The 24,111-nt window shown below is 51.6% G+C and carries 17 protein-coding genes; 8 read left to right on the forward strand and 9 right to left on the reverse strand.

Annotated elements, in window-relative coordinates; all coding sequences use genetic code 11:
- Positions 1-37: 37 nt before the first annotated feature.
- Together ACHZA2_RS13355 and ACHZA2_RS13360 are read right to left on the reverse strand one after the other, a co-directional pair.
- Positions 38-622 carry a hypothetical protein gene (locus ACHZA2_RS13355; protein WP_319580108.1) on the reverse strand — a complete coding sequence of 195 codons (585 nt, stop codon included), beginning with the start codon at positions 620-622 and terminating at the stop codon, positions 38-40.
- Between the two features lie 197 nt (positions 623-819).
- The gene (locus ACHZA2_RS13360; protein ID WP_319580109.1) at positions 820-1,194 is read right to left on the reverse strand and encodes a tetratricopeptide repeat protein; all 375 of its coding nucleotides are present in this window, start codon (positions 1,192-1,194) and stop codon (positions 820-822) included.
- Positions 1,195-1,505: 311 nt separating this feature from the next.
- Between ACHZA2_RS13360 and ACHZA2_RS13365 the strand changes: the two genes are divergently transcribed.
- The gene (locus tag ACHZA2_RS13365; protein ID WP_319580110.1) at positions 1,506-1,631 is read left to right on the forward strand and encodes a hypothetical protein; all 126 of its coding nucleotides are present in this window, start codon (positions 1,506-1,508) and stop codon (positions 1,629-1,631) included.
- Positions 1,632-1,832: 201 nt separating this feature from the next.
- Complete coding sequence (locus ACHZA2_RS13370) at positions 1,833-3,863, forward strand: PAS domain-containing protein (protein ID WP_319580111.1); 2,031 nt, start codon at positions 1,833-1,835, stop codon at positions 3,861-3,863.
- Positions 3,864-3,905: 42 nt separating this feature from the next.
- On the opposite strand, the gene ACHZA2_RS13375 is transcribed toward ACHZA2_RS13370, so the two are convergent.
- From ACHZA2_RS13375 to ACHZA2_RS13390, 4 genes are all read right to left on the reverse strand, one after another.
- Positions 3,906-4,160 (reverse strand): SemiSWEET transporter, encoded by a 255-nt coding sequence (locus tag ACHZA2_RS13375; RefSeq protein ID WP_319580112.1) that lies wholly within the window; start codon positions 4,158-4,160, stop codon positions 3,906-3,908.
- A 144-nt stretch (positions 4,161-4,304) separates the two neighbouring features.
- On the reverse strand, positions 4,305-4,970 hold the full coding sequence (locus tag ACHZA2_RS13380; protein WP_319580113.1) for a hypothetical protein: 666 nt from the start codon (positions 4,968-4,970) through the stop codon (positions 4,305-4,307).
- A gap of 1,115 nt (positions 4,971-6,085) precedes the next feature.
- Positions 6,086-9,178, reverse strand: coding sequence for a hypothetical protein (locus ACHZA2_RS13385; protein WP_319580114.1), 3,093 nt, complete (start codon positions 9,176-9,178; stop codon positions 6,086-6,088).
- Positions 9,171-9,311: a hypothetical protein gene (locus ACHZA2_RS13390; RefSeq protein ID WP_319538343.1), complete on the reverse strand. Its 141-nt coding sequence runs from the start codon at positions 9,309-9,311 to the stop codon at positions 9,171-9,173. The genes ACHZA2_RS13385 and ACHZA2_RS13390 overlap by 8 nt, the downstream gene beginning before the upstream one ends.
- 366 nt (positions 9,312-9,677) lie before the next feature.
- On the opposite strand from ACHZA2_RS13390, the gene ACHZA2_RS13395 reads away from it, so the two are divergent.
- Together ACHZA2_RS13395 and ACHZA2_RS13400 are read left to right on the forward strand one after the other, a co-directional pair.
- Positions 9,678-14,603 carry a PAS domain S-box protein gene (locus tag ACHZA2_RS13395; RefSeq protein ID WP_319580115.1) on the forward strand — a complete coding sequence of 1,642 codons (4,926 nt, stop codon included), beginning with the start codon at positions 9,678-9,680 and terminating at the stop codon, positions 14,601-14,603.
- 82 nt (positions 14,604-14,685) lie between these two features.
- Entirely contained in the window at positions 14,686-16,626 is a 1,941-nt protein-coding gene (locus ACHZA2_RS13400) for a PEGA domain-containing protein (RefSeq protein ID WP_319580116.1), read from the forward strand.
- Between the two features lie 49 nt (positions 16,627-16,675).
- Here ACHZA2_RS13400 and ACHZA2_RS13405 read toward each other — a convergent pair whose 3' ends face one another.
- Positions 16,676-17,902: a cache domain-containing protein gene (locus tag ACHZA2_RS13405; protein ID WP_319580117.1), complete on the reverse strand. Its 1,227-nt coding sequence runs from the start codon at positions 17,900-17,902 to the stop codon at positions 16,676-16,678.
- Between the two features lie 235 nt (positions 17,903-18,137).
- Here ACHZA2_RS13405 and ACHZA2_RS13410 point away from each other — a divergent pair, with 235 nt between their 5' ends.
- Both ACHZA2_RS13410 and ACHZA2_RS13415 read left to right on the forward strand, forming a co-directional pair.
- Positions 18,138-18,548 (forward strand): IPT/TIG domain-containing protein, encoded by a 411-nt coding sequence (locus ACHZA2_RS13410; protein WP_319580118.1) that lies wholly within the window; start codon positions 18,138-18,140, stop codon positions 18,546-18,548.
- A gap of 85 nt (positions 18,549-18,633) precedes the next feature.
- Entirely contained in the window at positions 18,634-19,821 is a 1,188-nt protein-coding gene (locus ACHZA2_RS13415; protein WP_319580119.1) for an MFS transporter, read from the forward strand.
- On the opposite strand, the gene ACHZA2_RS13420 is transcribed toward ACHZA2_RS13415, so the two are convergent.
- Entirely contained in the window at positions 19,769-21,523 is a 1,755-nt protein-coding gene (locus ACHZA2_RS13420; RefSeq protein ID WP_319580120.1) for an MBL fold metallo-hydrolase, read from the reverse strand. The genes ACHZA2_RS13415 and ACHZA2_RS13420 overlap by 53 nt on opposite strands.
- 147 nt (positions 21,524-21,670) lie before the next feature.
- Between ACHZA2_RS13420 and ACHZA2_RS13425 the strand changes: the two genes are divergently transcribed.
- The gene (locus ACHZA2_RS13425) at positions 21,671-22,021 is read left to right on the forward strand and encodes an STAS domain-containing protein (RefSeq protein ID WP_319538336.1); all 351 of its coding nucleotides are present in this window, start codon (positions 21,671-21,673) and stop codon (positions 22,019-22,021) included.
- Positions 22,022-22,062: 41 nt separating this feature from the next.
- On the forward strand, positions 22,063-22,485 hold the full coding sequence (locus tag ACHZA2_RS13430) for an ATP-binding protein (protein WP_319580121.1): 423 nt from the start codon (positions 22,063-22,065) through the stop codon (positions 22,483-22,485).
- A gap of 23 nt (positions 22,486-22,508) precedes the next feature.
- Here ACHZA2_RS13430 and ACHZA2_RS13435 read toward each other — a convergent pair whose 3' ends face one another.
- The gene (locus ACHZA2_RS13435; protein ID WP_319580122.1) at positions 22,509-24,089 is read right to left on the reverse strand and encodes a phosphoadenosine phosphosulfate reductase family protein; all 1,581 of its coding nucleotides are present in this window, start codon (positions 24,087-24,089) and stop codon (positions 22,509-22,511) included.
- Between the last annotated feature and the right edge of the window lie 22 nt (positions 24,090-24,111).

Raw genomic sequence — 24,111 nt, forward strand, 5'->3', positions numbered from 1 at the left:
GATAAACCTTACTACTTGAATCTTCCGGCTAGACACTTCATTCTTCGTCATACTCCTCCTCTTCATCTGATCCTTCATCATCGCCTGTATCTCCGAAGTCTTCTGCATCCAGGTCAGCGACGGGAATTCCCTGCATGATCAGTTCCCAGGCATTTTCGTCACCTGCATACGCTTCCGGCCATGGATCACACTGGCTCAGGGCTGCAACCAGGGTTTTCATTGACGCTTCAAGAGAGGCGTTTCTTGCCTCAAGTATGGCAATTCTGGTGTGAAGACTTTCAGGGTCATCTGATCCCTCCTTCTCTTCCTTCTCCACTGATGGCACAGGTCTGATTACCCTCATCATCTCGTCAGGCGGCCAGAGGAGAAGGAAACGGGAGGAACCAAGGGCCTGCACAAGGGTTACAAGATCATCAGGGCTGATATCCTGTCTGTCCCTGCTGATGATGAGCCCGGCAGCATCGTTGCTCTTGAGATATTCAACTGCTTTTTTCAGGCTCTCAACCGGTACAAACCGGTCCTCCTTGTCACCAGCCTGACCCTCTGTCAAACCATCTCTGGTCTTTCGGAGGGTAAGGATTGGTAAGCCCGGCCCGGTCTGTTGCTCAGTGATGGTGCTCACCACGGGTGTATAATAGTGTAGAGGACAGCCCTGAACGTTGCACGTACCAGAGATCGATGCCCCATCAGATGAGGCCTCCGATTTTAAACGATGACGGCCGGGTGGTCCCAGCCGTACATCAAAAGTGAATGGTGGAGTTTCGGGCTCCTTTTAATGAGTGGTTTACTGATCTGCGATCAGTGTTGCTGGTCTTCCTGTCAGTGCGAGCCGATCGCGAGTGATATCCCCCGTTGGATACATTCGGTTCCGTCGTTCTCGCACCCCATCTTGCTTAAGGTGATTCCTTTGTTGTACCATGCTTCTGCATGGAGAGGGTCATGTTCGAGTGCCATGTCATAGCAGGCAACAGCCTCTTTGTACCTGCCAAGCATGTCCATCACATTACCTTTTGAATGGTACGCCCTTGCATTCCCGGGATCGATCATGAGAACCTGATCATAGATCTCAAGTGCCTTTGTGAGATCCCCGCTATGTTTCCTCTCATTGGCCTGATGCAGAATGATCTCTGCATGCGGGTTTGTGACTGTTATGATCCTTCCATTGGATCGTATGTGTTCTGACTGAGATACCATCGTACTCCTACCTGAATTGTCTGATGCAAAAGCAGAGCCCTGTATACAGTATGCATCGCTGAAGATGTCTCAACACAGGTAGCAGACCGTTGATCTGCTGATGAGTGCCCGGGTACCGGGCAGTAACCGGGTAGTATCATCATCCATACCCGCAAAACGCCATGGAAATTCTGTCGGTTATACAGAGATCACACATTCTCCGCGTCAATAGCATCAGATTCGCGATGGCACAGGGCAGGCCGGATCTTTGGGGTATGGCTGTGCATGAGTGTTCAACCCTCCCAATGAGGGCTGATTGCTATGGGTAATGTATGACAATAAGGATTTTCTACGCAATACCGCATGGCATCTCTGACTGGCAGAATGCCTGTTCGTCCAACCGCTATATAAAACAGTCCCCGCTGCCTGATATCCCGCAGATACCTGATGAGCCGTGATATCTGAATAAGAATGATAATCTACCGTTGAATTAGTATTTAAGTCTTTATTTTTGATTTTATTGCGTGGCATACTTTTATTAGTTAAGATCTGAAATTTCACGTATGGCTGCAGAGAGGGATAACCTCAATAAAATCCGGTCTCTGCTCAAATTTCACCCCCGCGGCCTAACCATATCAGATATTTCGCAGCGTCTGAAAATGAACCGGAATTCGGTTGCGAAGTACTTAGAGATCCTGGAAATCTCCGGATGTGTGGAATTGCGGCAGATGGGGGCTGCAAAGGTCTTTTATCTCTCCCAACGAATTCCGCTTGCTGCGATCCTCGGATTCACCAAAGAAGGGATCGTGGTCATCAATGAGGAAGGCAGGATCAACCAGGTGAATGACCGGTTCTGCCAGATGTTTGAACTCAACCAGCAGGAAATTCTGAGTGCCCCGATATCGGTTCTCCCCCAGAACCTGCTTCGTGTCCTTACCAGTCCCCGCTTTTTGGACAGTCCTGATGAGAAGGCCGAACAGACCCGGATACTCAGGATGGACCAGTATGACTGGACGCAGTATTACAAGGTCAGGATACTGAACACCATCTTCGATACCGGCGAACACGGTCAGACGGTGATCATCGAGGATATCACCCTAGAGAAGGAGATGGAGGAGCGGCTTCGCATCAACGAAGCACGGTACCGCGGGATCGTCGAGGATCAGCTCGAGATGATCTGCAGGTATACACCTCAGGGAAAGATCACCTTTGCCAACGATGCCTTCTGCAAGAGTCTGCGAATCAACACTGATGAGGTTATAGGCAGGTCGGTGATCGCATATCTTCCTCCCGAGTCTGTCTCACGGCTTCAGGCCGGGATGCAGGCCTGCACACCGGGTTCTCCGGTATGGGACCTTGAGATTAAGGTGAGCCTCCCTGGAGATGATCCACGCTGGCAGCACTGGATCTACCGGGGGATATTTGACGAGAATGAAGTAATCATCGAGTACCAGGGTGTAGGGCGTGACATCACCGACCGAAAGCGTAGCGAGATCGAGCTGCTGATAAAGAGCTGGGCTATCGAGTCATCTGTCATCCCGATTGGGCTCTCAACACTTGAAGGAATCGTCACCTATGTAAACCCGGCATTTCTGCAGATGTGGGGGTATAATCACATCTCTGATGTGATAGGACTCCCTATTGAGCACTTTGCCCATGGAAATGTTGACTCACTGCGCAGCATCTTTGAGATCAGGCAGACTGTCGCCCGTGAAGCGTGTTACTCGGGTGAAATGGCAGGGCTCCGCAGGTCTGGTGTAAAATTCAACCTCCTGATCACGGTCTCGGTTGTAAAAGATACGGCAGGGACCCCGCTCTGCCTGATCGCATACTTCAACGATATCTCATCCCAGATCCGGATGAACCGCGAGGTGCAGATGAAGGAGACTGCGATCTCCCATTCGTCTGAAGGTGTCGCGATCATCTGTCCGGACGGGCGGATCAGTTACAACAATCAATCATTCATCCGGATATTCCAACGGCTTCCTGAACGTGATCTCTACGGAAAACAGATCGATCTTGTCTACTCAAGTTACCCCCAGCTTGAGGGGAAGAGAGAGGAGATCTCTGACTCACTGGTCAAAAAAGGGAGCTGGACCAGTATCATATCTGATATCACCGAGGACGGCAAGACGAGTATCATCCAGATTCATCTCTCCCGTTCCAAGGATACGGGGGGAAATCACCTATGCACCATCTTTTCAGCCCTTGATATTACCGAGCAGCGGATGATCGAGGAGTCGCTCTCTATGATGTATCATCATCTGGAGGAGGCCATCGAGCATGTCAGCGATCCCACGTTTATCCTTGATAATCACCGGCGTGTGGTTGCCTGGAACAATGCGATGGCTGCCCTTTCCGGGTACAGCAGGGATGAGATGATAGGGACCGCCGGGTATCGTGATGCCTGCAAGCGGTTTGAGCCTGGCATTCCCCTCCTTGCTGATCTGGTCGATCTCCCGGTCCGGGATTTGATCCGAAATTATCCATCTGTCTCAAGGTTTGGTACCGGTCTGTTCACCGAGGCGTTTCTTCCATCCCTGCAGAACGGGAAAGGTGCAGTGATCTGGGCAAAGGCTTCACCGATCCTCAATACAACGGGGCGGACTATCGGTGTGATCCAGACGATGAAGGATATGACCAACTGGAAGCGGATAACCGAGCACGGGATAACCCGGGAGACCTCCTGATCTTCGTCAGGGTTGTCTCTGTCCTGTTTTTTGTCTCTTCTATCAGGGGAATCGTATCTTCATGGTCGTGATTGCAGCCAGGAGGATAAGCGTGATCCCGTTCGCGAGTATGACGGGTAATTCTCCGATTACAAGGCCGTATATGAACCAGAGTGTCATTCCCGTCATGAGGAGCAGGAGCATTCCGTAGCTGATATCATGGGCGTGACGGGTCTTATACGTCTGCCAGACCTGGGGAAGGAATGCAACCGTCGAACATATTGCTGCTATATATCCGGTTGCGTGGAGAATATCCATGATACTGTTCAACCGGGATGGTCATAGGAGTTTTGGAAATATCCTGCGCAGGCAGCGGAGTTCTCCTGTAGATCATCATTCCTGCGTTTAACCTGTATTCCACTAAAAAAGAGGTTGTATCGTGAGATTGAAGGAGTCAGGCGATTATTTTGTCTCGTACTTCTTGAGAGCGGTTGTTATCTTCTGTATCCGTTCAAAGGTGATCGTCTTCACTTTCTGTGCTGCAATGTCGAAGATAAGGTTTGGCGGGACGTCCACCTCTTCGGCAAACTTGGTCTGTGTGATCTTCTTCTTTGCAGTGAGTGCGTTGAGGCGTTCAGAGACACTTACCGGTACCGGGACCATGGTTTCCGGCGCAGGCTGAACGAGTTTGCGTCCACGCTTTACCGGTCCAGCCTTCTGTGCCGCAGCTGGAGTCTTTGGCTTTGCTGCTGCCTTTGCTGCTGCCTTTGCCGGGGCCGCTTTTGCAGCTGCTTTTGCAGCTGCTTTCGGTACTGATGCCTTTGCTGCAACAGGTGCCTTCTTTACCGGAGTCTTCGGCTTTGATACTGCCTTTGCCGGGGCTGCTTTCACAGGTGCTTTTTCGGCTGCTGCCGCTACCGGTGAAATCTTTCCCTTGACCTCTTTCATTTCAGTCTGCAGGGCGCCTACTGTCTTGTTTAACTGGAGCAGTTGCTTTGCCTGCATATCAATGATCTTTTTGAGATCGGAAATTTCAGAGGTATTTGCATTTGCCTGAACCGGTTTGGGTTTTGCCACTGGCTTTACCGGCTTTCTTGCTGTTGTTTTTGGTGCTGGTTTTGTTGCCATTATTTCCCCCCTATCTGATGATTGTCGTATACCGCTTTGAAATATGAGTATATCGGATGGTATTGATTGACGTATTCTGTCTCAACCTACAATCATCAGGTATCCCTTCATATTATGAACATGATATTTAAAAATTTATAGGCGATTTTAGCTGATCATACCGGGGCGGGAATGATTGGCCCCGCTCATGTCAGGGATCTAATTTCTGTGTTTCTGAATCCCTGTCATTCGTCTGGATGCCTAATGTAACATTATTTAGAACCATCCTGGTTCTTCTGACCTGTTTTTAGCAACGTCGCGTATGGTAATGATAACTAGCGAACATAAATTATGTTCTAACTTTTAAAGCTAAATGGATGAGGTTTTTTCCTGTAAGCCTGAAGGGATTACCTTAATTCTTCTCTTCACATGTGGGTCTTCGATGGCGAGTGACGGTCCAGGAAACCTGATTGTGCAGAAGAGGTCGAAAAAAAAGGATTTAATCAGAGTATCAGCATAGTCGATGTTCGATCCGAGACGCACGAGATTATGTGTATCACATACACCCCCCATCGGAGTCTTATGTGACAATTACTTCTGATGTCAAGGAAATATATAATTTTAATCCTTTTAAATCACCGGCCATACATGCGTTCCTTCCCGGGATTCGCAGATATCTCGGATAATTACAGGGTTTTGGGATTTACAATTCTGAATTATTGGTGAGGAAACTAGCAGGTTCATGTTATTTAGGCGGTTGTGCAAAATTTTTCAGCCGCGTTTATTCTGATGGTTATTACAGGATATCAGGTCATACGAAGGTTTGATCAGTTTTTGTTTGCGTGTTGAAGGAGTTATCATGGAGTCCTGTAAGGAAGCCATTGAGGAGGTTCATCCCAAGGTGTGTGTGTGATACTCTACACTCACGAAATTCACCTTCTGCTCACCTTTCTGGAAGAATCAGGAGTTTAGATTCCGTTGATGTCAAACAATCAGAAAGACTGACTGTGTACGCTGTTCAGACACGGTACCCCGGGTATTCTGTACCTGCCGAAGAGAGGCATTATATCCTGGCTCTCTCCGGCAGAACAGGGTATCACCTGGTCAGCAAATCTCATACTGACGAAATACCGGCGTCAATAACTCGTATTCCCTTCCCTCCCCTCCGCTTGCGTCTTCTGCTCACGCTGGTAGCATGTCTCGCATAAACTGACCTGTTGCTGTGGGTCTACCCAGACAGCAGGTCTTGTCCTGCAGACCGAACATTTCCCGGTCGGACTGCTCCGGTGTACCATGGTATCGGCTCTGATGATTCCCGGAATCGTCCTGACAGAGAGGGCTTCCCTGACCTGGGCAGCCTCAAAGCAGATCGGGCAGAGCACCCGTCTCTCCGCTTTTCCATGAGTATTTCTCTCCTGATACCTGGTGTATGGACTCCCACAGACTGAACATGGTCTCTTCTCCGGCCATCCATCCACCTCGGCAAAATCTGCAGACCTGATCTGTGGTTCATCATTCCGGGCGGCAGAAGCGGCACCATGCGGCAGGGTATGCTGATCACCCGCTCTGCATTCTACACCCCTTTCGGGCGTTATGCCGTCATCTGGTGAGATCTGATCCACGTGGGCGGCAATGCGGCAGATCCCGGGATCAGAGGTACTGCACCGCCCCTTTTTATCCTCACACCCACACTGCTTCATACCTCCACCTTCTGCCGCTCTCTGATCTGAATCTCTATTATCTTGTATATTATTAGAATCAGAAGAGGATTCATTCCCTTTTTCAGAGCGGCAGCCTCCCGCATCGTTCCGCTTTGGGCCATCTTCTGCCGCACTGCCGCCCGGACCCTCATCTGTGAGATCAGACCCCCTCTCCACAGGTGCCAGCCAGACAACTCCTCCCTCTGACCAGGTAAGATACAGGGATGGATCCCAGGTGTACACCCTCTGTCGCTTTTGTGTGTGTCTTCCATCAGAACCTGATGTCACGGTCCGGTCATAGAACGAGACTGCCGAACATTTTGCCAGAAGACCTGAGTAGATCTGCCCCTTACTCAAATATCCGTTCAGCAGTTTGTGAATCGTGCTGTTACTCCATTCTGAAAGCGTCTGCAGATCGCTGATTGTCAGTTCAGGCCTTCCTGCCGAGTTCATTATAGCAACCAGTTCTGCTTCTCTCCTCGTGAGTTTTGATGCCTGGCTTCCACTCTCCCCGCTCAATGCTGTATAGAGCCTGGTTGCCACGGTGAAGTCCTCTTCTGTCGCATAGATACACCTGATTCCGTACATCTCGTCTTCAGCACGCTGCTGCTGCATGAGAACCGCTGATGCCCTGATCAGGTCCAGCAGCATGTCAGGGTTTCTCCGGTTTGCGGCTGAAGCAAACCTGATCCGGTCTGCAAATGGCACTATCACGAATGCAGGGATAAGGGCGTTCCAGATCTCCTGGCATATCTGGTTCTCATCGCGTTCGCTCTCACTACAGACCGGGCCGCACGAGGCATGGGAGAGACTCCTGTCAAGCACCCTGACATCCTGCTCTTCGCTGTCATCTATCCAGCAGGTAAGCATCCGGTTATAGACCTGGTCATCCCCGGTTCCGTCAACCTTGGCAATCCACCAGACACACCGTTCAGGAATGATACATTCCTGGGCTGTCCGGTCTTTTGATACCGTTCTATACACAAACCGGGAGTCAAACGAACTCGTGACTCCCTTGAGGATCTCCTGCATCTGATCCGAGAGGGCCTGATCATCAAGGGCGATCACGGTCCCGGGTTTGAGCCCGTTTATGTAGAACAGTGCCTTCTCGCTGAGCCTTCCGTCAAGCCGGCTTGAAGGGGGAACCTGCCTGAGCATGCTCTTGATGGCGTGACTCTTTCCTTTCCCTGACTCACCGGTGATCGAGACATGCAGGCCCTTGCTGTTCAGCACAAGCCGCGAGGCGAGAGACATGACCAGCGACTCTGCCACGGTCTGGTCTCCCTCATGTTCAAGGGCAAAGGTCTCCAGCAGATACCCGAGTGGATTGCCATCACAGAGAATACTCTCTGCTTGACGTTGTATCTCCTCGCGTACCGGAGCAACAGCTGCATTCTTCTCCTGCATCTGATCTTCTGCAGCACTCCGGCCTTTACCCGGTTCAAGACAGCTTCTCCTTGTGACAGGTCTCCTCCCCTCGAGCCGCTCCCTGAGCTCCTGCCAACGCTGTCTTCCTCCCCCACAAGAGGAATGATGACAGCCTGCGAATATGGCACCGTTTGGGAACTGTATCGCGTATGCCCCGTCTGTATGTTCAGACGAGAACGGGCATTCACTGAGCACCAAGATCGATCCACCTGCATAGGGTTTCCGGGTATACGAGAGCCCGTTGCCGGAGAGCCATGCTCCCAGGTCACCGACACTTCCATCCTTCCGCTCTTTCTGAACCGGTGGCTTGTCAGGAAAGATACCTGCCATACTGTTGAGCAGATCTGCAGATACGATCCCGATTACAGGCGGTACTGACAGAACTGCAGCCTTGCGATGCGGTCTTGTTGCAATGTTATCGCCTTTCCTGCTCGTTGTCCCGTAGAGTTTCCAGATTCGTGCCGCGTTGAAGACCGAGGTATCAACCGAGGCCTTCTCATCAGAGAAGAGGATGTGCATGTTCTCCAGAACTCTTTTGATGAGATCTTTGGACTGTTCGTCGTTAGGCAGGTCGATACGGTACAGAAGATGTGCCCCGTTTCCCGAGTCTGCAACCACTGGTTCTGGCCAACCTATACCGGTGAGGTATGTGCGAATCCTCTCTGCCATTGCTCCTGCTGCCTCGTGCTCCTCACTGGTGGAGGAGACACCCGAGGGTCTGACCGGATCGATGTCAATCGGAAGCCAGCGACGGGAGAGGATGTCTGTATCACCTGCCGACTTCTCATCCCTTCCAAGCCGTGTCTCGATCCGGTTTGCCCGTCGTGCAAGCAGATCAGGATTTATCGGGTTGAGCGTAACATACGCTCCGGCATACTCTCCCCTGTTCTCAAGCAGGGTTACCGCACTCTCCAGGCGGTCATAGTCGTCAAAGAACCCTGATGCTGCACCACGCTTTCCGATAAACCTGACCTCAACGGTCTGTCCGGGTGAGAAGAGCAGGTTGCATGCAGAGCGGATCGGGTGTGATATGCTGTATGCTTCGCGGGTATCAGTCACATGATGATCCTGTACACCCTGAGATCCCTGCCTTTCAGACATGGAGTTCATCTCCGGGTGACAGAAAGTAAAAAGAGTTCAAAAAATTATACTCATACTCTACCCCCGCCGATCTTCCCGGTCCGCCAAGATAGAGAAGGGTTGTGCGGGGTTCTTCAGTTCTTTTCTTCTTCATGGTACTCCAGTTGTGGAACCCTCCATCGACTCATTACCCAATTTCTCCTGCTGATATCACCGTCCATGTCAAGGAGTTAGCGTTCTGATTGGGTTTCATGATCTCTGGTGAGTTGTTTCCCATTTTCACAAAGCTTTATTCAGATATATACTTAAATCGGTCTCTCTAACGGGGCATTATACGTGCCCTGTTTACACTTTCAGGTGAATTGAACAGCTCCCGCTCGGATCTCCACCTTTCTGGATCATGTATTGTTCCTCTCTTTACTCCGGATCGTAGGATCGGGTATTGGCACCTCGAATGTATTTGATCAACACCTGGTGCGAAGGTTCAATATCAGCGAAGGATAAGGGGAGAGGATACCAGATGCGAGGACTCGGTGTTATACCCCCAGCTCTCTGCCCCGCTTCGCTGTATGACCGGATTGCCCTGTCCTGCGGATTCCTGGCTGTCATCATCGGCAGTATCGCCTTTACCGGATGGGTTCTGAATATCAGGACACTGTCCGGTATCAGAGTTGATTACATCCCGATGGCCCCGAACACCTCACTCCTCGTCATCCTTCTTGGTTGTGCCATCTGTTGTGCGGCGCTCTTTCCTGCGCACGCATACTCCCGCCAGGTGATCATGATTATCTCCTGCTTCGGAGTTCTCCTGGCAGGAATAACCATCATCGGGTCAATCAGCAGGTATGACCTGCAGTTGGACTTCCTGCTCTTCCACCCGACTGATACACTGGGTTCTGTCCCCATAGGAAGGATGTCGCCAGTAACTGCTCTCTGTTTCCTGCTTGTAAGTTCTGGGCTCCTGCTCACCATAAAAACCCCAACGGTGCCCCGTTGGGGGCCCCAGGTAGGACCGGTGAAAAGGATTTTTTCATGCAAAAGAACAGGATATGCTGCCCTCATCGGAACAGCCGTCTCCTGCATCAGCGGAGTGATGATCCTAGGGTACTGGTATGATGCCCCGCTGCTCTACGGTGGCTCAGTCATCCCTGTTGCATTTCCAACCACGGTGGCTCTCTGCACACTCGGAATCGGGCTTGTTGCTATCAGCGGTCCTGGTACCTGGCCGCTCTCCCGGGTTTCAGGGCCGTCTGTCAGTGCCAGACTCCTTCGCGGTCTGTTACCGGTGATCATATTGCTTACCCTGCTTCTGAGTTGGGTTACAATTCTCATCGGTGGAAGAGCAGACAGTACCATCGTTCTCTCATCTGCATTCTGGGTCATCATCTCGGTGGTGATTGTATACGTGGTGGTATCCCGGCTCTCCATTACCCTCGGTGATGAACTGGAACAGGCAGAGGCAGAGCGGAGAAAATCAGAGCAGGAACTCAAGGAAAGCCAGGAATTGCTCCTTATGGCGCAGGAGATCGGAAAAAGCGGATCCTGGGTCTACAACCCTGAATCACGCATGGTCTGGCAGTCACCAGAAGCGTCGCGGATTTACGGTTTTCCTCCGGTTGCCAGGGAGTACTCGCTCTCCGATCTTGAGCGTTGTATTGTAGCCTCCCAGAATGGTCCTGCATTTGGAGATCTTCTCGATGGAAAAGCAGACTGCAATATTCTGCTCACAATCAATCCCGCTGATGGATCTCCTCCCCGTACGATCCATGCCATGAGCAGGCGGGAACTGGACCCTGACGGGAGACTTGTCAGGACTGTCGGTATCATCCAGGATGTCACTGAGCAGCATGTGATATCCAGGGAAAATGAACGCCTTATCAGAGAACTGGGCTCCAATAATGAAGAACTCGGTGCAGCGTACGAAGAACTCACAGGCGCTGAAGAGGAACTGAGATCGCAGTTCAACGCCCTCTCCATGTCAGAAGAGAGGCTCAGAGAGACGACTGAGTACCTCGAAAACCTCCTCTCAATCGCGAATGTTCCAATCATCGTCTGGGATTCGTCGTTTCGTATTACGCGGATCAACCGGGCGTTTGAGGATCTGGTAGGAAGATCTGCTGGTGAACTCGTGGGAGAGAAGATAATGACGCTCTTCCCTGCCGGTGCCCTCGATCGATCAGAGAGGCTTGTTCAGACCACCAGGGACGGTGTCAGGTGGGAGACTGTCGAGCTTGAGGTCAGTAGAAATGATGGCTCAATCAGGACCGTGGTCTGGAACTCTGCCACTCTGTACTCGCCTGACGGGACGACACCGGTTGCAACCATTGCGCAGGGCCGTGATATCACCGATCAGAAACGGCTCGAATACGAGAAGGATCGTGCCATTAAGCAGATTCAGAAGAATCTGGTCCAACTCTCGTTTCTAAACGATGAGATCAGAAATCCCCTGACTTTGATTGCCATATCCGCTGATATGAGCGATGATGATGGAACCGGTATCATCATGGATCAGGTGGAGCGGATAGACAAGATGATCACGCAGGTTGATCAGCGGTCGTTTGAGTCTGAAAAGATCCTCGAGTACCTGCGGAAACATTCACCAGCAGCAGTTACCGGGCCTGCTGATCAGAATGATATCGTCATCCCGGGAAGTCATGTCCCGCTTGTTGAGGAGGTTCAGGCAGAGCTCTACACCATCCTTGACAGTATTGACGCTGTCGTGTACGTCGCAGACATGGAAACCTACGAGATCCTCTTTCTGAACCGGCAGGGAAGGGGTATCTTCGGGGATTTTGCAGGAAAGAGATGCTACGAGTACATCCAGCAGAACCAGTCCGGGCCGTGTCCGTTCTGTACAAATCACCTGCTTGTCGATGAGTCAGGGCCTACCGGTGTGCACCACTGGGAGTTTCTGAACACGAAGAACGGCAGATGGTATGACTGCCGGGACCGGGCGATACGCTGGAATAATGGCAGGCTGGTCAGGCTGGAGATAGCAACCGATATCACCGACTTAAAGCAGGCTGAAGAGAGATTGCGCGAGAGTGAGACTCTTATCCGCAAAAAACTCGATGCTCTCCTCTCGCCTGAAGGCGGTATCGGTGTCCTGGACCTTTCAGACATCATTGATGTGCCACAGATTCAGCGGATCATGAATGATTTTCACTCGCTGACCGGAATCCTGGTTGCCATTCTTGATCTCCAGGGCACAATCCTGGTTGCGGCAGGGTGGCAGGATATCTGCACGAAATTTCACCGTGCCAACCCTGAGACCTGCAGAAACTGTGTAGAGAGTGATACCGTCCTCTCGCAGGGAGTTCTTCCCGGGACATACAAGACATACCGGTGTAAGAATCACATGTGGGATATCTCAACCCCGATCATGGTCGGTGGTGTCCACCTGGGAAATCTCTTCCTCGGCCAGTTCTTCTATGATGATGAGGTTGTTGACGAGGATCTCTTCAGAGAGCAGGCTCACCGGTACGGGTTTGACACCGGTGCATACCTTGAAGCCCTTGAGAAGGTCCCCAGGCTGAGCAGGGAGAAGATCGATGCTGCGATGCAGTTTTACACGAGATTCATCCTGCTCGTTACCCAGGTCAGCTGGAGCAACATCAAACTTGCACGGATCGTCCACGAACGCGATCTCCTTCTTGCATCGGTCAGGGAGAATGAGGAGAAGTACAGACAGCTGATCGAACATGCCAACGACGGTATTGTGGTCACACAGAAAGACCGGCTGCAACTTGCCAATACCAGGATGGAGGAGATCAGTGGGTACACGAAACAGGATCTCCTCTCTCTGCCGTTTGTAATGTTTATTCACCCTGATGACCGGGCGATGGTATCAGAACGGTACAGACAGCGGCTGGAAGGCCTGGACATTCCATCCCGGTACCTGTTCAGACTTGTGAGGGCTGACGGGAGAACGGTCTGGGTCGAGGTGAGTGCGGTGCTTGTCGAGTGGGAAGGCAGTCCTGCGACACTGAACTTCATCACTGATATCACGGAACGAAAACTTGCAGAAGATGCCCTTCGTGTGAGCGAAGGCAGGCTCTCCACACTGGTGCAGACGCTTCCCGATCTTATCTGGCTCAAGGATACGAAAGGGGTTTACATCGCCTGTAACCCCATGTTTGAACGGTTTTTAGGTGCTAAAGAGTGTGACATTGTCGGAAAGACCGATTATGACTTTATGAGTTCCGAACTCGCAGAGTTCTTCCTCTCCTACGACCGGAAGGTGATCGAATCTGGCAATCCTGGCAGGAACGAGGAGTGGATCACCTTCGCCGATGACGGACATCGTGCGTTGCTGGATACTATCAAGACACCGATGTATGATTCGACAGGAACCCTGATCGGAGTGCTCGGTATCGGGCGTGACATCACTTCGCGCAGAGAAGCAGAGGAGGGGTTGATCTCTGCCCAGGAACGGCTTAACGAGGCCCACCGTCTGGCACACTTTGGTACCTGGGACTGGATCGTCGATCCTGAAAGCACAACATGGTCTGAGGAGATCTATGTGATTGCCGGAATTGATCCTGGCCGGCCCGCTCCCAATTCTGCAGAGCAGCGACGGATGTTCACCCCTTCAAGCTGGGAACGACTCGTTCAGGCGATTGCCCATTCTCTAACCACAGGTGAGTCGTACAATCTCGAACTCGAGATGGTGAGGCCTGACGGGAGTACCTGCTGGATCCAGGAGTTCGGTGGGGTAAAGCGGGATGAGAACAGAATGATCATCGGGATGCACGGGACGCTGCAGGACATACACGAGCGCAAGCAGGCAGAAACAGCCCTCTATGAAGCGAACCATAAACTTCACCTGCTCACCAGCCTCACCCGCCATGATATTCTGAACCAGGTGTCTGCACTGGAACTTCTTCTTGATCTGGCATCACAGTCGCCTGATGTTGAGAAGACCAGGGAGTATATCCGGAGTTGTACTGAAGCTGCAGAGCAGATAGAGCGGACTATCGGGTTCACCCGCGAGTACGAGCGGTTTGGGTTTGTATCAAGCGGGTGGCAGAGGATCAGGGGGATTATCAGTTCTGCGATGGCAGAGATTGCTCCTGATGGTGATATTGTAGAGAACACTGTTCCAGCCACTCTGGAGGTCTATGCAGATCCCATCCTCAGAAAGGTATTCACCACCCTTATTGAGAATGCAATCAGGCACGGGGGAGAGATCACCTATATCCGGTTTTCAGTCATGGAATCTGCCGACCCCATAATCATCATCTGCGAAGATGATGGAGTCGGAGTGCCAACAAGTGAAAAAGAGTTGATTTTTGGGCATGGGTATGGGAAGCATACCGGTATCGGCCTCTTTCTTGTGCAGGAGATCCTCTCTATCACCGGGCTTTCGATCAGGGAGACCGGGGTCCCGGGAGAAGGGGCGAGGTTTGAGATCCTGGTGCCTGCTGGAAAGTTCAGGATAGTCTGAACCCGGTTATTGCTCAAATCCTGTTCCTGGATGCCGATACGGTATCATATCATTTATATCCGGTAAAACCTATTTTTACCCAATGACATATTCATCTGATAATGCCGGTATTCTCTGGTGTTTCGGGCTTTTCCTTTCTCTAATTTTCCTATTTTCATCGTTCTGTTCAGCAGACCTTGTTCAGGCAACGGTGAATTCTTCATCAACTACCCTGCAAAACCAGCCTGAAAGTTCGGGTGTGGGGGAACAATCAGATTTTGCAGACAATGTAGATTTTGATCGGGGACTGATGCATTTTACTTCCGAACAACTCATGGAGTTTAAGGCATACCGAAATCAGATGCCCATGGTGGCTGCTTCTGCTGGAGAGTCGCTCCCTACAGCCTCAAAGTCACTCCTGTCTGCGGTCCCATATCTCGGTAAAAAACGGGATCAAGGATATTGTGGTAATTGCTGGGTGTGGGCCTCAACAGGGGCAATTGAGGTAACCCACAGCATCACTAGCAACGTCAGCGATCAGCTTTCAATCCAGTACTTCAACTCAAACTGGAATAATGGCTCTTCGACCGGCAACGCCTGTAATGGTGGCTGGTCCTACTGGGTGGCTGATTTTTACAATGGCACGTTGCATCAGGCGGTTCCCTGGTCAAACACCAATGCCAGTTACGCTGACTATTACTGGAACTCAGGCCATCCTTCCGGTATATCTGCTTCATCCATTGCAACTGCACCAAATTATCCGGTATCTTCAGCATCTGACACCTCACTGGATGTTTACCAGGGCCAGGCTCAAGCGATCAATACAATAAAAAGTCAGATAAATGCAGGTGTTCCGGTTATATACACATTCTACCTCCCAGTTGAGGGATGGAAGAAGTTCAGATCATTCTGGAGAAACGAGTCTGAAGCTGCTCTCTGGAACCCTGATCCTTACAATGGCACAGAGATAGATGGGGGTCATGTTGTTCTCATTGTGGGCTATGATGACACCGTCAATGAATCCTACTGGACTGTGCTGAACAGTTGGGGAGTCAGGGAAAACAGGCCCAGCGGTCTTTTCAGACTGAAGATGGATCTCAATTACAACGCGACATTATTTGAGCAGGGAACCGAATATTATGCCCAATACTTTGACATAATTACTACTGCCTTCTCTTCTGTATCCGGACTTGGGAGCCTTTCAGTCTCTTCAAATCCATCAGGCGCTTCTATCTGGATCGATGGAAAGAACACCGGGTATCAGACGCCAAAAGTTATCACAAATATCACGTCCGGGGTACACAGTCTGAAACTTGTAAAAGAATGGTATTTCGATCATACTGATGAGTTCACGATCTGTGCCAATCAGACAACCACGATCTCACCAACACTCCCACCGGAGGGGGCCCTTTCTGTCTCCTCAAAGCCAATCGGCGCTGAGATCTGGATCGACGGCTCTGATACCGGAATGGTGACCAGATCTGATATACGGTCACTCTCTCCGGGAACACATAACCTGACCCTTGTCAAATCAGGCTATGCAAATTATACCGCCACGTTTTGGATTAATGCCCGCATGACAACACCCTTTGTTGCTCTGATGGATCAGACCGGGGGAAGTATTGCGGTCACTTCAAACCCATCAGGTGCCTCTGTCTTTGTGGATCAGGCTGATACCGGATACCAGACACCTAACACCATCACCGGCCTCTCTCCGGGAACTCATACAGTACTCCTGAAGAAAGATCTGTATAAAGACTGGGCCGGTGCCGTTATGGTTGCTGCACTGAATACCACACCGATTGATACAACCCTGATTCCAGGGGGGAGTAATGGCTCTGTCTTTGTGAGTTCGACTCCTTCGGGTGGAAGGATCACTTTGGACGGGCTCTGTACCGGCTACTCGACTGCAAAGAAGATCATTGGAATCCCTGCCGGAGAGCACACCATCACCATCAATAAGAGCGGATACCAGGACTGGTCCGGTACAGCGACGGTCAGGGCAGGAGTTACGACCACAATTTCAGGGCGGTTAATCCCGTAACCCTTTTATTGTGATGCGGATTTCTGGAAAAATGAAGGGGATCATGCGACTATTTTTGGATTCCTGTGATCTCTGATTCTCTCTCATCGCAGGTCTGGTATCGTCCTGCCCCAATCACGTACTGATTCCCGTCGCTTCCGGTAACCATCTGATAGTAACTCATCTTCTGGTACAGCCCGAGCGAATCAGGATTTGAGTAGACGTAAGACACCCACCCGGTACCGTTCTGTTCTGCTCCTTTCACCAACTCATCACGGAATGGGTGCCCAAAAACATCGGTTGTTCCTGCAAGATTTTTCCCGGTGTTTGCTGAATTGACTGCGTTTGCTATGAGATTCACTGATGTATCAAACACGAATACGTAGAGATCAGGGTCTGCCTGGTCTCGGTACGGGCTTTTTCCTGCCTGTATTGATGCTATTGTTCCCGGTGCGTCGCCTGCGATGGCAGCTGTTGTTGTGTTCACGAGGTTCATCACCTGTTCTCTGGTTGCGGACTTGTCTGTGCATCTGACCGGGAGGTAGTCTGCAATGATGCGTTCATACTTCGTCACGCCGGATTCTGTCCGGTTCCGTTTGAACTCCTGCAGGGTGGTGTTCATTGCATTCACGAACTCAACCGGGGTGTCAGGATTGAATGCAAGGTAGTATCTGCTTGTGCCAAGCATCTGACTCTCTCCTATGGTTTCCGGGTCAGAGGCATATAGAGAGATTGCATGCTGGCCTGCGAGATCATTATATGCCCACCCGTCTGCAGATCCGTTCTCAAGCATCAGAATCGCGTCTTGTGCCGTTGGCACGTTGATGATATTCTTCTCTTCTGCACCGGCCTTCAGTGCGTATGATTTTCCGCAGTCATCGGTCAGCACCACGATCTTCTGTGATCCAATCCCGCTCTCAGAGCGGTCGGTCCGGGTAAAGAGTGCCTCTGAACTCTCAACAACCGGTCCTGCCCAGAGAAAGAGATCTTCACGTTCAGGGAGCCGGTCGGTTGAGAAGAGGATGGTATCAGGAGTGGTTCTGGCTTGGTTGTATGCCTCACTCCAGGGCAGAACCCTGAACGATTCCCGTGAGATGTTGTATCCGAGATGATGCAGGGCAGCTTCTGTCAGATCAACAGAGATCCCCTTCAGTGTCCCGTTGTCAATGTAATTGAGAGGGGCATACTCTTCTGTCACAATTTGTAGTTCCCCTGGCTGCAGACCAGAAGAAGCAGCAGAAGCGATCCCGGTGATAAGTATGAAAACCAGAAGTATGAATGCCGGTATCTTGACCATGCCGTAACATCATCACTCGATCTATATAATTTATGAGCAGGATTATCCCGGTTCTGTTCAGGCGACTTGGATCCTTGTTGATGATGGAACACCCGGGCGCAGCCGGTCAGGGGCATCGGCGATCCCACCTGCTCTCAGGGACTATTGGCTGATATTCAGGGTTATTTTCGGCTAAAATCATCTCTTGTGGTCAAGCCTCAAATAGAGGAAGTTCGTATGTATGTAATTGGTTCTTATGAATCAGAATGTTTTAAAAATCTCGGTAATTTTAATTTCATGCCTCCTGCTTGCCGGATTTGCTGCGGCAAGTAACACCACCCAGTCGAAGGATGACGCAAAGGTTGTATCTGCCCTTGCAAAGCCGAATGTCACGGCAATCAACCCGACATCAGGCAAGATCGGGGAGACTGTTGCCTTCACCATCACCGGAGCCAACTTCTCGAAGACCTCAAAGGTCTACCTTGAGAACGAGTCAGACAGAGATGCCAAGAACATCAATGCCAAGGATGTAACCTCCAACTCGACCTCAACTCTTACCGGCTCCTTTGACATTCCAACCGGCACCGACGCAGGTACCTGGATCGTAAACGTCAAGGACAACGGCCAGACCAGTGCATCAAAGGTGAAGTTTACTATCTCAAAGTAAAAAGAAGTAATTTACTTCTTTTTCATAATACCAGGAAGATTGGAGATTCGATACCTCAATAGATGAATAAATCGCTATAACTGGTATGCAGATCTCCACCGATCAGAGATGTATCCTCACCCTTTCAATACTCGGCTTTTTTGCAATCTTCTCAACAACGATCTCAAAAAATCCTGTTCTTCCTCTCTATGCCTCATCACTTGGTGCGAACGAGGCACTGATCGGCCTGATATCTGCAGTCTCCCCGTTTGCCGGTATTCTCCTGAGCTTCCCGGTTGGTGTTCTCTCTGATCATCTTGGAAAGAAGCGGCTCCTCCTGCTTGCCGGAGGTGTCTTCTTCATTGCCCCACTTCTCTATCTCCTTGTCTCCGATCCTCTTCTCCTGATCCCGGTGAGGTTCTTTCATGGTATGGCTACAGCCATCCTCGGGCCGGTCGTCTCTGCTTTTATTGCCGAACGGTTCTCTGCCACGAAAGGGCAGCGGATCGGCCAGTACTCATCTGCTACGCTCTACGGCCGAACCCTGGCTCCCCTTGTGGGTGGAGCACTCATCTCATTCTTTGTGATGGTGCCGGGAACCTTCAGGTACCAAAGTGTGTATCTTGCGGCGTTTGCGACCGGGCTTCTCGTTTTTCTCCTGGTACTCCGGATTCCCGGCGGAGATAACGGGACTCTTGACATGATCACACCTGCGATCTTCAAAGAGAGTCTCATGGTTTTCAGATCAGACCGCAGGCTCCTTGCAACCGCCACGGTTGATATGGGAACCTATTTTGTGTTCGGAGTGTTTGAGACGTTCTTCCCGGTCTACCTTGCAAAAAATGGTGTTGAGGTCTATCTCATCGGGATCATCTTTGCAGTACAGGTGCTCTCGATTGCCCTCACCAAGCCGTTCTTCGGCAGGGTTGCAGACCGTCAGGATCCCCGGTACCAGATCGGCGTTGGTGTGGCTCTGCTCGGGATATCTGTTTCCCTCATTCCGGCGTCGTCATCGCTGATTCTGCTGCTTTGCATCAGTCTTGTATCAGGTATTGGTATATCGCTCTCAACCGTGGCAACAACGAAGTATGTTGCAGACCTGGCAAAAAAAGAGGAGATCGGGGCATCGATGGGAGCCCTCTCGTCAGTTATGGATATTGGTCATTCAACCGGCCCACTTGTGGCCGGAGTACTGATCACGTTCTCCGGGTTCGGTGCCGGGTTTCTCTCCTGTCTCCTGCTCAGCATGCTGATTGCAGGGTACTTCTGGGTCGCAACGCGTCCGGCTTGCTAAAGACTATCCTGATATCCTCTTTTCCCGGCTCCATCATGCTCCTGACTTCGCCTCCTGCATATGCGATCTCCCTGATTGTTGATCCCGGGAGCGGGAGTTCTGATGCAAGGGTTGTTCCTGCCGGTGTGAGGATCATCTCTACCCCGTTCTCATCGCTGCTCACCGATATCTCAAGTGATTCGGCATTGATACGCTCACCGTGCTCCAGGAGGGCGATGAACGAGTCATAGAGCCGGAGTCTGTCTGCCATGACACGGACCGGTTCACCCTCATCACTACTGACAGATATATGGATGGCCAGATGGTGTGCATACGGGTGATGGGCGAGTCTTTTCACCATCGCCTGGCGGTATGTCTGTTCATCATCTGCTGCCTGGATAAGTTCCTCATCGGTTACTCCTGACCCCTCTCCACAAAAGACCTCCTGGATCAGGGGTATCAGATCGACGGGTTCGTGCGTTCCTTCAGGAATAACACCCTGGATGGTTGAGAGAAAGTCGGACAGGCTCCGTGTCACCCGCCTGAGTAATGAGTTGTCGATGACGGTCTCGAGTGCCTCAGCAGGAAAGACCTTCTGGATCTTCTCAAAGATCTGCAGGACCTTGAGGACAACCTCGGGTTTTATCTTTGTACCTGCCTTGTACTCCGTGTAAAAATTGTTGAAATCAAGAAGGAGCTGATCAATGGACTCATCCTCGAAGATGATGCAGAGTTCTGCAGCCTCCTCTTCCATCCCGATATGGTCAAGGTGAAAGCAGAGTGCCATCATCCTGCCGGCAATGACCGGGAAGAGACGGTGAGCCTCATCGATAAGGTCAAGCCCGTGCCAGAGTGAGAGGTTCAGCCTCTTCACATCATACTCGGAGATATCAGGCATCTCCCTGATATCCTTCTCCATGCGGGTGACCATCGCCATTGCACCGGCATAATCGAATGTTCTTCCGTGACCTGGGCAGCAGATCACCTCTTCTGTCAGGAGATGGTCCCTGATGTTGTAGAGTGAGTCGAGCAGATCATCTTTATTCCAGCCGGCTCTGCCTGCAATTCCCGGATTTGTAGCAAACGGGATGTCGCCGACATGGAGCAGACTGCCGATCTTGATCGATAAGCTCTCATGACTGTGACCAGGGGTGTACCAGAACTCGATCTGATCGCCATCTGTAAGATGCATCGACTGTCCATACAAAACTCTGTCACCGGTGGTGATCTGGTGGGATCTGAAAAGGATCTCTCCAAATCCCTCAATCACAACGCTCCTCTCTATCTCCCCGGCCTTGTCTTCCGGTGTGAGCAGGTGAAGCGCAACGGTGGCCGGTGACTGGGGCAGACCAACGATATCTGCACCGGTCCAGTGTGTATCCCCTGCCTCGAGCTGTATTGCACCCCAGTCTTCGGCTGCGATGATAGTGCTGCCAATCCTGCGCAGCTGGCGATCAACAAGCCCGAAGTACATGTGATCCACGTGAATATGTCCTGCAATCAGGATGATCCGGTGGTCAGGACCTGATACCTCGCCTGCAAGGACCTCCCTGACCTTCTCCATCTGGGCCGGGTCCGCTCCCGGATCGATGACCAGCAGGTGCCTGCCACTTCTGATGATGTAGGTGTTTGAACCGGTTATCGATGGTTTTCTGATGAACGGGTAGACCCACGCACTCCGGGTCTTTGGTATCGGCTGCCAGACCTCATTCTCGAGTTGCATCACGAGACTCCACTAGTATTCTGATAGTACTTGCCGTATTCCACAATAAAACTCGGTTGTCAGGGAGTTGCTCATATTGTATGGGGGGCTTCCCTTCAACCTTCTGCCAAATAGTGAAATAGATGTCACGCCTTCATTCTTATACGTATGAGTGAACTGCTCGATGTCACCACCCGAAGCATTGAGGGTGTTACCATTGTTGATGTATCCGGGAGAATGGATGCAGCCACATCACGGGATGTTGAGACTACACTGAACTCACTGATCGATGGGGGATCCCGGAAGATCGTCTTTAACGGGCAGCAACTCTCCTATATCAGCAGTTCCGGTCTGCGGGTTATTCTTGCCTCGCTGAAGCGGCTCCGCCAGGACGGCGGGGAACTGGCATTGGCCTCGCTCCAGGCTGCTCCTCTTGAGGTGATTAAGATGACCGGATTTGACCGGATCTTTACCATCTGTGAGACTCCTGAACAGGCGGTCAGCCGGATATCCGGCTGATACCGGGCGTGTCCTGTGGATCGTCTGGAGACAGCGATATCATGATCTGCGAATCAGGTGGGATTGTAGTTCCGGCAACGATTGATGCTATTGAAGAGGTAGCCCTGTATTTGGAAGATTGTCTGGAGCAGGCAGAAGTTCCCCTTATGGAGGCCACCAGGATTCAGCTCGCGGTTGAAGAAGCGGTCACCAATGTTGTCACCCACGGATACGAGGCAGAGGGAGGACAGGTCTCTATCAGGTGCGTCTCATCCCCTGAACTCGTGACGATCACGATAACAGATACCGGACCGGCCTTTGATCCCACGAAGATTCCCCCGGCAGATGTGACCGCTGATCTCGACCATCGCAATATCGGCGGACTCGGTGTTCACCTGATCAAATCGGTGATGGACGAGGTTTTATACAACCGCGAGATGGATGCAAACCAGCTGACGCTGGTCAAACGGCTCTCATCCTCATAAGAACCCCGGGTCCCTCTCTGAAATTATCGTCTCTCTCTCTTTTCCCTGTGTTCTGGCGATTTTTTATTATCGCTATTGCTGGTGGACCTGACCTTTGAACTCCATGTCCTGAGTGGTGTCCGCTCCTCTGAGGATGGTTTTATCCTCCCGATCTGGCCGGTGAGCGTCCGTCTCTCTCTTCGTTCTGTCCTGCTTTCATCCCTCTGTTCCCTGCGCTGCGGCAGATGTTCCACGTCAGGCGAACGCGGGAGCGGGATGCCCATCTCTTTTGCAAGTTCACGCATCTTCGGAGGTGGTGACTTCCACCGCCACATCCCACACCTGACGTACTCTTTTGGCAGTCCCTGATCATCGGCCCACTTTTCAAGAAATGCGTCCCACCGGTCAGAGAGTTCCGGATGCTTCTCGCGGAGGATCTCGTATTCTGCCTCAAGCATCGCAGGACAGAGCCAGCATCCGATCCGTTCGATGCCCATGTCATAGAGCGGGTTATACGGAATGTTTCTCCATTTCAGGTACAGGAAGACCTCGAATGCCCGCCAGGATCGTATCGGGGAGCAGTTGGTCTGGTTCGGGTTAGCAGGATTGTTGCTGAGAAGGTCAAGTTCTGCCCTGTTGAACGACTCGTACCACCGGTTTCCCTGCACGGTCAGGACCGGGCCGATTGTGTCCATCCAGCGCCTGACCGGTGCCATCTTCACGATCTTGCAGCACCACCGGTTGTCTTTTCCCGGCGGTCCGATCTTCTCAACACCAGGCCAGAAGTCTCCACCGTCCAGCGTAACCTGGACCTGCTGACTGTTTATGAAGTCGTAGGTTTCAGGGAACTCAAGGTGGGTATCAACAAAGTAGGCCTCCTCCACTCCTGCCTTGCGTGCGAGGGCGAGGGCAACTGTGCTGTCCTTTCCGCCTGAGAACGAGACGTTGACATGGTCAAAGTTCTTCATCTCCTGCTTGATGGAGCGGACTGCCGAGCGTTCAAGGTCCTTGAGCCGGTCGTAGTTACGCCTGATCACCTCTCCCCAGTCAGAGTCTGCGACTACCTTTGGTTCGACCCTGACGAGTTCCCTGACCCTGACCGATCCTTCTGAAAGAACACCGGTACCGTACCGGTTCCCGTACCTGACGATGACCGGCCCGTCCGGTTCGGATGTGTTGACATCAACCTTCTTGCCGCCGATCCGCCTGGACTTTCCATCTTCATCATCGCCGGTTCCCGGCGGGATCTCGATGATCCCCTTCATTGCGTACGGGACGATGAAGGGCAGGGCTTCAGGAAGGAGCATGAGTTCGTGCCTCCGGGTGACAGGGTTGAAGGAGAGCCAGCCGAACCTCCCTCCGTTCGCGATGGCCATCTCGTACCGGTCAAGTCCGCCGGTTTTATTGAGAAGGATAACCCCCGGTACCGGTACAGGTCCGAAGCGTTCATGAAGGAGCCTGGTGATCAGTTCCTGGTCTGCGGTGAGGGCAGGTCGCAGGTCATATGGCTTATTGAGTGGTATTGATTCACCGGTGGCACCGCACCCGCAGGTTCTCCCGATAAGCGGGACATTGCAGGTGTTACACCAGTATAATGTCTTTTTTACAGCCGGCTCCTGTTGCACGGATATATATGCTGCCCGCGAG

The organism is uncultured Methanospirillum sp. (genome assembly GCF_963668415.2).
GTDB lineage: Archaea > Halobacteriota > Methanomicrobia > Methanomicrobiales > Methanospirillaceae > Methanospirillum.